The organism is uncultured Duncaniella sp. (assembly GCF_910578445.1).
Lineage (GTDB): Bacteria > Bacteroidota > Bacteroidia > Bacteroidales > Muribaculaceae > Duncaniella.
The window spans coordinates 67435-81055 of sequence record NZ_CAJTQC010000006.1 but is presented as its reverse complement, the minus strand read 5'-3'; the positions used below and the strand labels follow the sequence as shown (position 1 = coordinate 81055).

The 13621-nt window shown below is 44.6% G+C and carries 13 protein-coding genes and 1 tRNA gene; 11 read left to right on the top strand and 3 right to left on the bottom strand.

All coding sequences use genetic code 11. From position 1 onward, the window contains the following. Positions 1–93: 93 nt before the first annotated feature. Positions 94–711 (bottom strand): nitroreductase family protein, encoded by a 618-nt coding sequence (locus QZ311_RS04505; RefSeq protein ID WP_297064547.1) that lies wholly within the window; start codon positions 709–711, stop codon positions 94–96. Between the two features lie 64 nt (positions 712–775). Continuing rightward, positions 776–1189: a TIGR04076 family protein gene (locus QZ311_RS04500; RefSeq protein WP_297064544.1), complete on the bottom strand. Its 414-nt coding sequence runs from the start codon at positions 1187–1189 to the stop codon at positions 776–778. A 290-nt stretch (positions 1190–1479) separates the two neighbouring features. Here QZ311_RS04500 and QZ311_RS04495 point away from each other — a divergent pair. The 11 genes from QZ311_RS04495 (at position 1480) to QZ311_RS04445 (ending at position 9660) form a co-directional block, all read left to right on the top strand. Beyond that, positions 1480–1552, top strand: a tRNA-Gly gene (locus tag QZ311_RS04495). Between the two features lie 563 nt (positions 1553–2115). Next, complete coding sequence (locus QZ311_RS04490; protein WP_297064540.1) at positions 2116–2391, top strand: hypothetical protein; 276 nt, start codon at positions 2116–2118, stop codon at positions 2389–2391. Between the two features lie 23 nt (positions 2392–2414). Beyond that, positions 2415–2837, top strand: coding sequence for a hypothetical protein (locus QZ311_RS04485; protein WP_297064537.1), 423 nt, complete (start codon positions 2415–2417; stop codon positions 2835–2837). Between the two features lie 23 nt (positions 2838–2860). After that, on the top strand, positions 2861–3259 hold the full coding sequence (locus QZ311_RS04480; RefSeq protein WP_297064534.1) for a hypothetical protein: 399 nt from the start codon (positions 2861–2863) through the stop codon (positions 3257–3259). Positions 3260–3267: 8 nt separating this feature from the next. After that, positions 3268–4014 carry a hypothetical protein gene (locus QZ311_RS04475; RefSeq protein WP_297064531.1) on the top strand — a complete coding sequence of 249 codons (747 nt, stop codon included), beginning with the start codon at positions 3268–3270 and terminating at the stop codon, positions 4012–4014. Positions 4015–4482: 468 nt separating this feature from the next. Continuing rightward, entirely contained in the window at positions 4483–4743 is a 261-nt protein-coding gene (locus QZ311_RS04470; RefSeq protein WP_297064528.1) for a hypothetical protein, read from the top strand. A 57-nt stretch (positions 4744–4800) separates the two neighbouring features. Beyond that, the gene (locus QZ311_RS04465; RefSeq protein WP_297064524.1) at positions 4801–5742 is read left to right on the top strand and encodes an ADP-ribosylglycohydrolase family protein; all 942 of its coding nucleotides are present in this window, start codon (positions 4801–4803) and stop codon (positions 5740–5742) included. Between the two features lie 9 nt (positions 5743–5751). Continuing rightward, positions 5752–6360 (top strand): hypothetical protein, encoded by a 609-nt coding sequence (locus QZ311_RS04460; protein ID WP_297064522.1) that lies wholly within the window; start codon positions 5752–5754, stop codon positions 6358–6360. Between the two features lies 1 nt (position 6361). Beyond that, the gene (locus QZ311_RS04455) at positions 6362–7441 is read left to right on the top strand and encodes a radical SAM protein (RefSeq protein ID WP_297064519.1); all 1080 of its coding nucleotides are present in this window, start codon (positions 6362–6364) and stop codon (positions 7439–7441) included. Between the two features lie 219 nt (positions 7442–7660). Then, entirely contained in the window at positions 7661–8131 is a 471-nt protein-coding gene (locus tag QZ311_RS04450; protein ID WP_297064516.1) for a hypothetical protein, read from the top strand. Between the two features lie 62 nt (positions 8132–8193). Further along, positions 8194–9660, top strand: a complete 1467-nt coding sequence (locus QZ311_RS04445; protein WP_297064513.1) for a DUF1846 domain-containing protein — start codon at positions 8194–8196, stop codon at positions 9658–9660. 219 nt (positions 9661–9879) lie between these two features. On the opposite strand, the gene QZ311_RS04440 is transcribed toward QZ311_RS04445, so the two are convergent. Beyond that, positions 9880–13596: a glycoside hydrolase N-terminal domain-containing protein gene (locus tag QZ311_RS04440; RefSeq protein WP_297064510.1), complete on the bottom strand. Its 3717-nt coding sequence runs from the start codon at positions 13594–13596 to the stop codon at positions 9880–9882. Positions 13597–13621 lie beyond the last annotated feature (25 nt).

Genomic DNA, 13621 nt, shown 5'->3' with positions numbered 1-13621 from the left:
GATTGTGAGCAAAAAGAAGCCGGATTATGGCTCTCTGTGCCTGTCGGCCACAGGGTCATAATCCGGCGGTAAGATTTTGGAATATATGTCGGCTTACCACTTGTTGTAGTGGATGTTTTCAGGCTTGTATTTGTCTTTTGGTTCTTGCGGGCCTGTCGGGTAGCCGAGCATCACGACACTGAGCGGAATGATGGAGTCGGGGATGGCGAATGTGGTCTTGACCATTTCCACGCGTTCGCTGATGGGATAGCATCCACACCATACTGCGCCGAGCCCGACGGCATGGGCGGCGAGGAGGATGTTTTCGGTCGCAGCCGAGCAGTCCTGCACCCAGTAGTCCTTGCCTTCACCGGGCAGCGGGTCGCTGATGTCGCCGCACACCACAATAGCAGCCTGTGCTTTGGCGGCGGGTCGCCAGTTGCCTTTGGCGATGCTGTCGAGCAGTTCGCGCTGGTTGACGACAATGAATTTCCACGGTTGTTTGTTGCGGGCTGTTGGCGCGGCCATTCCGGCGCGGAGAAGGGTGTCGATTGTAGCTTCTGAAATAGGTGTGGAGGTGTAGTCGCGGACACTTGTGCGTGTCATGATGTTGGCGATAGCATCATCGGTCGACGATGAAGTCTGCTGGCATGTTTTATCGTTTGTACACGAGGAGGCTATGGCCAATAATGACATTGCGGCTGACGCTGCGAGGATTGAGATTTTCTTCATTTTTCGATATAGTTGAAATTTGTGGGGTTTATTGTCTTTCTGACAGGGCTTTGATGAGAGACCGCTAAAGGCTGTCGACTCTCACGATCACCGGTCGCGTCCCGTCGGGGCATGATAATATCACAGTCGACCGGTCGTTGGGCATGGCGCATTTGTGGTCGCTTGCCATTGCCGAGCATATCATTTCCCATAGTCGCGGACAGAAGCCGGCAGGACAGTTTTGACCGGCCTGAAATGTGAAGTCGTCGCCTGATCTGAACAGTTCGCAAGGCCCGGAGTCCGGGTCGTCGAGAAACAGAGCCTGAAGGTCAAGATGGCATTCGCGTCGCAACACCGTCACCCGGCATCTGCGGGCAACGGTCGCCTGCGTGGCCGTCTGGCTTCTGTCGTGTCGTCCGGCTGCGAAAGCCGACGCGCCGTTGATGCCTAAAGCTCCGACCGCGAGCGATGCTATCTTGCAAAAGTGTCTTCGGTTCATTAGTTTTGCTGTGTCACAAGTGGAGTTATTCATCGTCAGGGCTTGGCCTCGGGGTGGGGAATTGGCCATACGCGCCTGACAAGCATGGTGCAAAGTTAAGTTATTTGGCTGAAACAATAGATATAATTCGTGTCGGTTGATTAAAAATAAAATTGAAAATAATTTTCATAAAACAGAAAAAACGCTTAAATTTGCACTCACAAACAGCCGATAGTCGGTTGCGTCATTGATTTGGTTCGGGACACCGGACATCGTGTCAGCAGCCCTCGTGATAAAGGTTGAAAATATATGCGGCAGTAGCTCAGTTGGTAGAGCATCAGCTTCCCAAGCTGAGGGTCGCGAGTTCGAGCCTCGTTTGCCGCTCTTATTGAAAATCAGATAGTTAGTAGATTCTAACTGTCTGATTTTTCTTTTTTTGTCGGGGAGGAGTTTTGATGTGGTGATTGTTGGTGTGTTCATGAGATAGTGAAATCTGTCTATAATTTTCAGATTTTGTATTTGTGTTTAATCAAATGTTAGAATAGGGAAGATTCTGAAAAATATTAGTTGTTTAAATTTTTTATGAAAAGCCCCCGACAATAACATTTTTTATGTATCTTTGCGGAGAATCAGGGTGAAGAGTCACCGACGGTTCAACATTTTATTTTTAATAAAAGGTGTTATTGAAATTTTATCTATCATTATCAAACTTGGCGGTTTTATAATGCAGTGAAGATAAAGTTGGCAATAGCACCTGCATCGGTAGCATATACCCTGTCGTGACTGACAGTTTATATAGCTCTATCGGTGTGGGGCTATTGTTTTATCCACTGCATAGGTACGCCAAGACCTGATAATGAGATAAAACAAGATACATTCCTCACACCTTTTTTATGTCTATACCTTAAATCTCAAAGGAGGATGAGAGAATTCGACGTTTAATTATTATGGGAATGAGATTATCAAGCCTGATTCTTTCAAGTTTAATACCGTCCATCCTTTTGGCCGCTCCACAAGACCATGGAAGATTAATTGATGAAGATGGGGGAAGTTGGATTTCACCAGAAGTTGGATTAATCGGATTAATCATTCTGTTAGTAATATCCATTATCGGATATTTTAATTTAAAAGACGAAAATGGAAAAAAAGATGAAGGCTGTGGGTGCATGATAATAATGATAATAGCGGCCATATTATTCGGTGTCGCCGTTGTGTCTAAATAGAATGTCAATTAAATAATAAAAATATGGCAAACTTCAGAGCAAAAATTTGCATATTTATTGCGATAATTATGACGGTAATGACAACTGAGGCAGCAGAGGTTATAACTTTGTTCAGTGATCTATCATTAAAAGATGGCACGAAAATGAATAATTATGAATTAGCATTTATGAAGCATGATTCAAAAATTCTTTTTGTACTTTTTGAGAATGAAAACGTAAAAAATGCTCAGGTGGTAAAAAATCTCACATGGAGTGATGACGGAGAGAATATGATTTTAGTTATGGGAGAACTTGATACCCATCCAACTCAACAAATAGTAGTTGGTTATTTAAAAGGAGATAAAGGTGCTATAATATACATTTATGATACAATTATTAATTCAGAACAAATACTTAAAAGTATTTACAATATGAAAAAATATTGTTATGAATTAAAAAGAAAGTAATACAATTATAAAAACATATGTTTATGAAAAAAATCATATTCCTATTTTGTTTCCTGCAGTCGATTATGTCTGTCGCTGCTCAGTCGAGATATTCAACGAAAACTGAATTTGTCGCAGGATACTATGTCTTAGATAATAATAGGCTTATTAGGATGCTTGAGCACAATGTTAATGGGTATGCGAAAACAATGATAAAAGGTAAAAACCGTGATGCTTTCATGGAAGCGTATTCCATTGCAGTAAAACAGATTGCCAAAGGGACTGTTCGGAGGGACTTACGGCGAGTTTTGAACGATAGTTCTGGGACACTTAAAAATACGCCTGGCAAATTCGATGCAATGGGGTACGTGGCAACCTTTATTGATGGAGCGATTGACTATATGATAAAAAATGGTGATTACATAGAATTTTCTACTGAATAAATATAAATATGAAACGTCTTTTTGTTTTAATATCATTTTTTGTAGCGATAATTTTCCCACGTCAAGATTTATCGGCGCAATCAAATTCATCTTCATTTTCAGCAAATAATGATTTTTTTCTAAACGTACTCTATAATCCTCAGTTTAGCATTGGCGATTTTTTAACTATCGGATTGAACTCTAAAAATTTGCATCTTTATGATTTAAGTTTCTATATGAGTAATACGAGTGCTAAAAACAAATGTAGAGAACAGAACATAGATTTGACTACGGCCTACAATAGAGTAAGGAAAGCATGGGATATATTATTAGAAGTTGATCGTGTGAATATTGATGAATATAATACGCATTATTCGTCTCATAATATTATGGCGAATCAGCATAAAACTAATTCTCAAATTAAACGAAAATTAGATGTTGTCCCTTTAAGAATTCAAGTTCAATCATCTTATACCCAACAAGTATTTAAGCCTAAAGAAGCCACAATTACAACTGGTTCAAGTTCTTATACTTCACATTCTTTTGATTGTCAATCAATTTTTCTTTCAGATAGGAAAAACTTTGTAGTAATCAATTGGGGTGGAGATGAATTAACCTTACAAAAACGAAATGGTGACACATATTCTGCTTCAAAAAGCATCTCAGGGAAAAATGTGTCAATTACCGCCTATAGGAGTGCTCAAACGAATAGCATATATCTTGTGACTGTAGTACAAAGACAAGGTTCAGAGACAGTTAGAATAAATTTTAAATAGGAAAATCTAAATATGATTATAGTTGCATTTATTTTAGCGATTGTCATATATGTCGGGTGCGGAGCAATAGTCACTGACATATATTATTCAAATTATCCAATTGATGACTTTACGTGAAATATTCCACACACGTATTATAATATATAATATAATTTGTTGGATAGGGACTTTAATATGCGCAGTGTTTGCAAATGAAAAATATACCGATAAAATTACATGGTCTGGATTTAGCGTGCCATTTGTCTGCTATTTGTTTGTTAGATTTTTACCAATATCTTCAGGCATTGATTGGGATAACACAATTGCGTGTTTTATCACATTTGCCATTTCAATAAATTTGGCATTAAAAAATCGATGATTTTTAATGGCCGTACTTTTTGTACTTTTTCTTGAAAAAGTCAACTTTATAGGACCAATCAGGAAAAGGTACGTTTTTTATGAAAATTTATGTCAGTATCATTTAAACAGATGAATCGTTGGATTCGTGAGCATCATCTTGAAGTAGAACTTCCTGAAGAGGGCACTCCGGAATACGAGCGACAGAATGAGGAATATGACAAGGGAATCGCCCAAATGTGGGAAGATTTGAATTATGCTGTTGGCGGCGAACTCACTAAGGAAGAACAGGATTATTATGTCTCATTGCCCTCTGACGAGGAAGCCGAACAGTGGTTATCAAACCACAGATCAACCCACAGAGCCAAGAATCACAAAAATACCAGCCGATAATCGTTTTACCTTTTAAATAAAAGTGGTATCTTTATCTGCAATTTTTATAATAGGATTATGAGCAAAGAAGAGATATACGACCGAACGATGGGCTGTCTTTATGGACAGGCTATCGGAGATGCGTTGGGATTATGTAGCGAATTTATGAGCAAGAAGGAAGTCTCAGAGCGTTTTTCTCCAATGTTGCGCTATTACAATCAGTTTTATCCGTCGGGTTTAGGGGTCTGGCAGGATGATGACACCAAACAGATGCTATGTCTTTTGGATGAGCTGATTGCCAACGGTAAAATTGAAGATAAAAGTTTGGCGCGACGTCTCTTAAATTGGCTTGAAACCGATGGCTTCGGATGTGGCAATCTTGTCTATCAGGTGCTTACTCATCAAGATTATACGGCCAAGCCTATTGAAGTCGCTAAAGAACATTGGGAATTATCTCATCGTGAATCTGCGCCCAATGGCGCAATAATGAGAACTTCTGTGATTGGGCTGTGGAAAGACGATGTTGACAGTAATGCTACAACTGCGTGCATGGTTACTCATTATGATCCACGTTGCATTGGTTCATGTGTAATCGCATCGCAAGTTATCAATCATTTGGTTTGGCATAACAGAGAGTTGTCTTATGATGAAATTCTGAAAATCGCAGAAAGATATGATTCACGCATTGGTGAGTGGATTGAACTTGCTAAAAATGGCAGTTTGGATGACTTGTGTCTTGATGAACCGCATGGAATAGGCTATACGTTAAGAACACTCGCCTGTGCCTTGTGGTGCTACTGGCACTCCACGTCATTTGAGGATGGATTGCTTGCAGTAGTCAATGAGGGAGGAGATGCCGACACCAACGCTGCAATTGCCTGCTCGATACTTGGCGCCAAGTTCGGCTATAAGAATATTCCGACCTATTATGTCGAAAATCTCTATAGCGAAAGTGACTACAGAGCGAAGTGTGAGAATTTCGTCAAATTGGCAATAAGCCAAAAAAATTCCAATAAATAATCGTTTATAATGGGAACTAAATATAAATTATCAAGAAATATATTAAAAGATGCTTTGAATGGTTTAAAGAGGAAAGCCAGAGATATAAGAGATAGAATAGCAATTGTCTCGTGCTATGAACCCATGGACCCAGTGAAAATAGACGGAGAGACTGTGTCTTGGAGTTGTGAGGACTATGAGAATCATGGTCGTTCTGAACCACATCCCCAAATAATTGTCACATTAAGAGAATATAAATCAATAACAGAAGAAATTTGTAAAATAAACAGGCTCGGATATGATATGGATATCCAATATTTATGTGGTGATTGTATCAAATCCATTATAAAATCAAGATGTACGGGAATAAGCGAAGCTGCTAAAAATTATTTTGACAAGGTTGCAGACAAGAATTCTCTATTTACAATTTTTTATAGTAAGCGAGGTGAAGAAAAAAGCTATCTTAGTCTGCATCCGGTGATTGATAAACAACAGGTTCTTCTATCCGACCTGAAGAATTTATATGATTTTCTTGAAGAATGGGAAAAGCATGAATATACACTTCCTGAAGATATAAAAGATTCAGGAAAATTTGATTTTGAAGCTATTGAGTATCTTACAGGGATAAAAGTTGAATAAAATGGTAAATCTTCCCAAAAGCGTAATTCTTGAACTTACATATAAATGCAATCATAAGTGCAAATTCTGTTTTTGCCCTTGGGATGCGCCATCTTCGACTTATAAAAAAGGGAAAGAACTGACAGTCCACCAATGGAAAGAGACAATAAACAGGCTTTATTTAAAAGGATGTGAATACTTCTCTGTGTCAGGAGGAGAAGCTATGTTAAAGGATGGTTGGGAAGAAATTGTGCGTCATATACGTGTAAAAGGTAAAGAGCATGGATTGAATAACCCGATTGTAATTATATCCAACGGACGATTGATGTCTGATGAGTCGATATTATTATTTAAAGAACTTGGTGTGCATCTGAGCATGAGTCTACCGGGTTATGAGACATTTGAATGGCACACGGGAGTCGATGGTGCGGATAATGTGCTTGAATGGTTTGAGAAGGCAAATAAAGTTGGATTGCATACCACAGCCAACATAACAGTTACAAAAAAGAATCTCTCAGAACTGTTTGAGACAATTGCGTTGGCATTGCTTAATGGAGCGGATGATATATTGCTGAATCGTTTTCTTCCGGGAGGACGTGGACTGCAATATATGTCAGAATTATGTCTGAGTGTCAGTGAGATTAATGAGATGCTGGATATTGCGGAGGAAGTGCTTGAGCGTTCAGGGCGCATAGGTTATACAGGTACTGAAATACCATATTGCGCAATAGATGACCCTCAGAAATACAAGCATTTAAATATTGGATATAGATGTGGGGCTGCAAGTAATTTTATGGTAGTAGATGCATCCGGACACATAAGAGTGTGCAATCATTCGCCAAGAGTGGTAGGGAGTATTTTTGAGCCTTCGTTGATAACAGATGTCGAATATTGGAATCTCTTTACAGGTCGGAATTATCAACCTGAGGACTGTAGACTGTGTATGGCCAATAAATTTTGCGATTGTGGTTGTCGGGAAGTGGCATCTATTCTGACGAAGTCTATATCTGCGGTTGATTGTAGTGTCGAATTAAAATATAAGCGCTATTACGAAAGGCATATTCAGAAAAAGTACGTTGAAAAAACGCTACTCACCAGATAAATCGAATCGCTTAAAAATCTTTCTGTCGAGTTTGACTAAATTGATGAATAACTTGCACATTTGATTAATAAGTAGTTAACTGTCTGATTTTTCTTTTTTTGTCGGGGTGGAGTTTTGTATTATCGCACTTTTGGGGTGGGGTGTGGCTATTATCTTTGCAGTAAAATAGCTTCAGGCGAAAAATTAATGTCAAACACAACATACAGAACTCCACAAACTATGAAAAGCCATCTCAGTCGTTCGAAAAAATCTGACAATGTACTCCCGGTATCGAAAAAGTTTTATGAAGATTTGCGGACAAGGGTTGCGGATACGTGTGGTCTTATCGGCAAACCGTCACTGTTCGGCCGGGCGATGGCTGTGATTGACGGGTATATACTTGAAAATAAGTTTTCCGGACAGGCTTGTGAAACAGAAGTGATGTTGATTTTCACATTGTTGCGCTCTGAAATCGACAAGGTGATGTCGCGTTCGGCTGCGGCGCGCAAGCGTAGGGTGTCGAAAGGTCACAGCAATGAAAAAGCCGAAAAAATATCGAGTCTGAGAGGTAGTGATGATAAGAACGGATGCTTGGCTGTCAATACGCTCAACCGCAGCGAGCGACGCCGTATCGAGCGTGAGGACAGGCGCTTGGCTCGCCGAAAGTCAAAGCAGGCGGCACGTCAGCGAACGAGAGCGGAAATAGGTTAGGATAATTTTGATTGGTCGGAATTTTGTCGGTTCGTTGAAATATCGTAATTTTGTAATCCGTTATGAAATACGGTTTTGACAACGAGAAATATCTCAAGATTCAGTCCGAACACATCAAAGAGCGTATAGCTCAGTTCGGCAACAAGCTTTACCTCGAACTTGGAGGAAAATTGTTTGATGATCACCATGCGAGCCGTGTGCTTCCGGGTTTTCAGCCTGACAGCAAGCTCCGTATGCTCAGCCAGCTCAGCGATCAGGCCGAGATTGTGATAGTCATCAGCGCCCTTGACATCGAAAAAAACAAGGTGCGCAATGACCTTGGCATCACCTACGACATGGACGTGCTCCGCCTGCGCGAGGAGTTCCAGAAACGAGGTTTCCTCGTGGGGTCGGTAGTCATCACCCACTACAACGGACAGAGCAGCGCCGATGCTTTCCGTCAGCGACTCGAACGACTCGGCATCACCACCTATTATCACTACACCATCGAGGGCTATCCGACCAACGTCGATCTCATCGACTCTGACGACGGTTTCGGACGCAACGACTATGTCGAGACCTCGCGTCCGCTTGTGATTGTCACTGCTCCCGGTCCCGGTAGCGGAAAGATGGCTGTGTGCCTGAGCCAGCTTTACAATGAACACAAGCGTGGCATCGAGGCCGGCTATGCAAAGTTTGAGACATTCCCTGTGTGGAGTCTGCCTCTTAAGCATCCCGTCAACATCGCCTATGAGGCTGCGACCGCCGATCTCAACGATGTCAACATGATCGACCCCTTCCATCTTGATGCCTACGGCAAGACGGCCATCAACTATAACCGCGACATCGAGATTTTCCCTGTGCTCAATGCGCTTTTCGAAGGTATCTATGGCGAAAACCCCTATAAGTCGCCGACTGATATGGGAGTCAATATGGTCGGTTTCTGCATCAATGACGATGAGGTGTGCTGCCGGGCTTCGAAAGATGAGATTATCCGTCGCTACTACACGGCTCTCAACCGTTTCGCACAGGGCGAGGACAATGAGGCTGAGGTCAACAAGATAGCTCTTCTGTTCAAGCAGGCCAAGATTGACACCTCATATCGCCGCCCGACAGTTGCAGCCCGCGAGCGCGCCGAGCGCAGCGGTGTGCCAAGTTCGGCCATCGAGCTTGCCGACGGGACTATCATCACGGCCGAGACAAGCTCGCTGCTCGGACCGAGTGCAGCTCTGATACTCAATGCCGTGAAATATCTTGCCGGAATTGACCATTCGATCAAGCTCATCCCGCAGGCTATGATTGAACCGATACAGAATACGAAAATCAACTATCTGCGCAGCCGCAATCCGCGTCTCCACACCGACGAGGTGCTTGTCGCCCTGTCAGTATTGAGCACAGAGGATGAGAATTGCCGTCGCGCGCTTGAAAAACTTCCCGAACTCAACGGCTGTCAGGTCCACTCGACAGTGATGCTCGGCGAAGTCGACCATAAGATTTTCAAGAAACTCGGCGTAGGTCTCACCTGCGATCCTGCAAAGAAGAAAAAGTAAACCACTCCGTCAAAAGCCAATAGAGGAGTGACATATAAAATCATATATCACGCAGATTACATTTCATTGCATGACCGGGATTAACCCTCATGTATATGAAAAATAAACAATCAGGGCGTGGCCGATATTTTGAATCGGCCACGCCCTGATTGTTTAGAGACTGTTTTAGGCGTCTATATCGTAAGTTTGCCTTGATTCAACAGTTTGGGTTTTCATCTATCAACGTTTGATGTGCTTGTTGCCTTTGCTTATGACAAGTCCCTTGGTTTCGGTGGAGATTTTCTGGCCGAGGATGTTGTAGCAGTCGCTGTTGGCTGTCATCTTTTCGGCGCTTACTTCTTCTATGCCAGAAGTTCCTTGCCGGAGCGTTATTTCCTGACCGGCAACTGTAGGAATATCATAGAGCCATGTCTGAGGCAGAATGGTTTCCGGTATTTTTTTCATGTCGGCCACAATCGGATCAGGCATGTTGTAGGGACGGGTTATCTCGTTTGAGTTTGTGCCCTCCGCCGGGGTCAGAGTAGATCCATCTGCCATGATGAGCTGAGTGTTGGAACGCAGACGGAGATTTCCGCCGATTGTCGATTTGATTTTTACGGTCTGGACTTTGCCGTTAAACCATGTCAGTTCCGTGATTTCAAATCCGCCGCGGGCGCGCAGACCGCAGACCTGTCCTTCAGACCATTTTGACGGCAGGGCAGGGAGCAGATGGATGAATCCGGCATGGGACTGAAGAAGCATTTCTGCTATGCCCGCGCAACAGCCGAAATTGCCGTCGATCTGGAAGGGAGCGTGGGCATCGAACATGTTGGCATATGTGCCGCCGTTGGGGTCAGACATCGTAATGTTTGGCGATACGAGACGAAGCTGGTTTTTGATGATGGAGAGAGCGTGGTCTCCGTCAAGCATACGCGCCCATTCGCAGACTTTCCAGCCCATAGACCATCCGCGTGCGGCATCGCCACGGCCTACGAGTGATTTGTGAACTCCCTGATATAACACCGGATTTTCATAGGGCGACACCTGATTGCCGGGATATGCGCCCCAGAGGTGGGAGAGATGGCGGTGTGAAGTCGATTCGCGGTCCCAGTCCTCCTGCCATTCCTGAATTTGACCGTATTTGCCTATCTTATAAGGTGTGAGCCGGGTCTTGAGCGCATCAAGCTCATCGGCAAATTCAGCATCCTTACCAAGTATGCGCGCTGCTTCCGCGGTGTTTTTGAGAACGTCGTAGACCATCTGGTTGTCCATTGCGACTCCGCCAAACATGGCGCAGTTGACTTTCGACCCTGCATCGTTGATATATGAGTCGAGTCCCGGATGATTTTCCGGTGAGTTCGAGGGACACACTACCATGTAGCCGGTGTTGGGGTCTTTCACAAGGAAGTCCTGAAAGAACTGTGAGCATCCTTTGAGCACAGGGTAGATTTCGGCGAGATATGATTTGTCGCCAGAGAAGAGATATTTTTCCCATAGATGAGAGCAGAACCATGCGTTGCATGTAGGCCATACGCCGACAGGGCCATTGTCGACCGCACCGGTGGTGCGCCAGATGTCTGTGTTATGGTGGAGTACCCATCCGCGTGAGCCATACATTTTTTCGGCTGTCTCAGCGCCGGTTACCGATACATCCTTGACCATTTCAATGAAGGGTTCATGGCATTCGGTGAGGTTTGCCACTTCTGCCGCCCAGTAGTTCATCTCGACATTGATGTTAGAGGTGTATTTGGAATCCCATGCCGGATATTGGCGGGCATTAGGATTCCATATTCCCTGCAGGTTGGCCGGTTGTGTGCCGGGTTGCGACGAGCAGATGAGCAGGTAGCGGCCAAACTGGAAGTAGTTGGAAATCAGTCCGGGGTCATTGCCGTCGGTATAGAATTCTTTGATGCGCTTTTCGGTGTCCTTGATTTCTTTTTCAGGATTTTCACCCAGATCGAGGCTGACGCGTGCAAACTGGTCGGCATACTTGTCGGAATGGTTTGCAAGTGAGCTCTCATAATCCTTGTGCTTTGCGAGATAGTCGGTGATATATCCGAGGGCTGTCGCTTCGGCATCGCCACTGATGTCATTGTAGTTGACAAAATTTGTCGCCGACGAGATGATGACAGTGGCACTTGTGGCGTTCTTGACCTCGATGGTAGGAGCGGCCTTGTTGCCTGCCACGATTCCCTGTTGGAGCACGTTGCTCTTAGTTGTGGCGCTCTGGGTTCCGTCTTCGTTTATAACCTTGATGAATGTATAGCATTTGAGCTTGTTGTCGACGTTTTCGCTCTGTGTCTTTGCCGGAATCAACGAAGCCTTGATCATGCCGTCGGGGGTGATTTCATTGACTCCGAGTTTCTCCATGTTTGTCTTGATGGGGGCTGCGAAACAGATGTTAAAGTCGAGTTTGCCCGGTTCGGAAGCCTCGATGCGCATTATTGTCACATTGTCGGCGAATGATGTGAATACCTCTCGTGTATATGTCACGCCGTCGGCCACATAAGTCGTAGTCGCAACGGCTCTTGAAAGATCAAGGTCGCGTACATAGCCTTGGACATCTTTGGCGTCGGGTGTGGCTCCCCACTCGTCATCATTATAACGGTGTCCGGGGAAGCCTACGAGTACACATCCGGCAGCCTGATACTGAGCGCCGTGTGAGCCTTTCGACATCCAGTTGGGGATTGCGAGTTTCTGAGCGGAAGCGTAGTCCTTGTTGAAGATTAATTCCTGCACCTGCGAGAGTACGTTGCGTGCTTTGTCGTTATGGTTTGAGTTGGGCGACTGTCCCCAGAATGTGTCTTCATTGAGCTGGAGAGTATCGATGGCGACGCTGCCGCTCACCATTGCTCCGAGACGTCCGTTGCCGAGAGGCAGGGCTTCTTCCCAGTAGGCGGCGGGTCGGTTGTACCAAAGACGGTTCTTGCTGTTGAGCACCGGTGGCGCTACCGGGCGCGACGATGATGTGGTGAACGTGGTGCTGAACGGTGTGTCGCATACGTTTCCGGCAAGGTCGGCAAACGAGTTGGCGGCGACGCTGAACGTATATGATGTCGTGAGGTCAAGCTCATCGAAAGCGTATGTCACCTTGTTGTTGCTGATTGTCGGGATGATGTCCTGAGAAACTTTGGTGGAATTGTTGATGAGCGATCCTTTGGCGTTGCCCTTGGCTGTCACGCTTTCGTTGAAGAGCAGTGTCACTTTGCCGGTTGTGACGACATCTGTCTCGCCGTTGGCAGGGGTAATGCTGACCAGCTTCGGGGCTTGGAAGTCGTCGGCAAGGATGTTTACATATTTCAGATTGTAGTTGCTCGTTTTGGTGGCTGACTGGATGAGCATACGCACTATCAGACTTTCGCGGTTGTCGGCATCGAGGCTGTAGGTCGCATCCTCATACTTGTTCCAGTGGTTTGCCGCAGTGTAGTCGTCAAGGATAGTCCATGTGTTACCGCCGTCGGTTGAATAGACCACGCCGAATTTTGTCGAAGACCCCGAACCGTCACCGATAGCGAAATTTAGTTTGACGTTGGTGAGAGAGACTGTCGGCATGGAGATTTCAAAGAACTGGTCGTGTTTTGTGCCGTCTGTGTAGTCCTCCTTGGCTGTGAAGTTTGTGGTCGATGCAGTGTTTAGGCGCAGCAGATAGTTTGGGGTCGATCCGCTTGATGTCAGTTGCCATTTACCGTCGCTTGTGTGAAGTGTGACGAGGCAATTGTCGGGTAGCATGGCGCATGTGTTGGGCTGGAAAAAAGGTTGAATCTTCGACCAATTCTGGTTGGCGGAAGCGGTCCAGCCTGCGTCATTGGGAACATATACGGCGGTAGTGCCGTTTTTAGTTTCATTGTAGCCGGTGGTGAATTCCCAATGGGCTACGGTGGTCTGGTCGGCCGCCGCGAGTGCAAGATGGCTCATAGCCGCCAGCGCCGGAAGCAGCAGGGTTCTTGTAATTTTCATTGCTGTTTCAATTTGATTGAATTTA

Coding starts and splice junctions, on each gene's coding strand:
- QZ311_RS04505 (WP_297064547.1), bottom strand. CDS start 711: ATGAAGAAAATCTCAATCCTCGCAGCGTCAGCCGCAATGTCATTATTG.
- QZ311_RS04500 (WP_297064544.1), bottom strand. CDS start 1,189: ATGAACCGAAGACACTTTTGCAAGATAGCATCGCTCGCGGTCGGAGCT.
- QZ311_RS04490 (WP_297064540.1), top strand. CDS start 2,116: ATGGGAATGAGATTATCAAGCCTGATTCTTTCAAGTTTAATACCGTCC.
- QZ311_RS04485 (WP_297064537.1), top strand. CDS start 2,415: ATGGCAAACTTCAGAGCAAAAATTTGCATATTTATTGCGATAATTATG.
- QZ311_RS04480 (WP_297064534.1), top strand. CDS start 2,861: ATGAAAAAAATCATATTCCTATTTTGTTTCCTGCAGTCGATTATGTCT.
- QZ311_RS04475 (WP_297064531.1), top strand. CDS start 3,268: ATGAAACGTCTTTTTGTTTTAATATCATTTTTTGTAGCGATAATTTTC.
- QZ311_RS04470 (WP_297064528.1), top strand. CDS start 4,483: ATGAATCGTTGGATTCGTGAGCATCATCTTGAAGTAGAACTTCCTGAA.
- QZ311_RS04465 (WP_297064524.1), top strand. CDS start 4,801: ATGAGCAAAGAAGAGATATACGACCGAACGATGGGCTGTCTTTATGGA.
- QZ311_RS04460 (WP_297064522.1), top strand. CDS start 5,752: ATGGGAACTAAATATAAATTATCAAGAAATATATTAAAAGATGCTTTG.
- QZ311_RS04455 (WP_297064519.1), top strand. CDS start 6,362: ATGGTAAATCTTCCCAAAAGCGTAATTCTTGAACTTACATATAAATGC.
- QZ311_RS04450 (WP_297064516.1), top strand. CDS start 7,661: ATGAAAAGCCATCTCAGTCGTTCGAAAAAATCTGACAATGTACTCCCG.
- QZ311_RS04445 (WP_297064513.1), top strand. CDS start 8,194: ATGAAATACGGTTTTGACAACGAGAAATATCTCAAGATTCAGTCCGAA.
- QZ311_RS04440 (WP_297064510.1), bottom strand. CDS start 13,596: ATGAAAATTACAAGAACCCTGCTGCTTCCGGCGCTGGCGGCTATGAGC.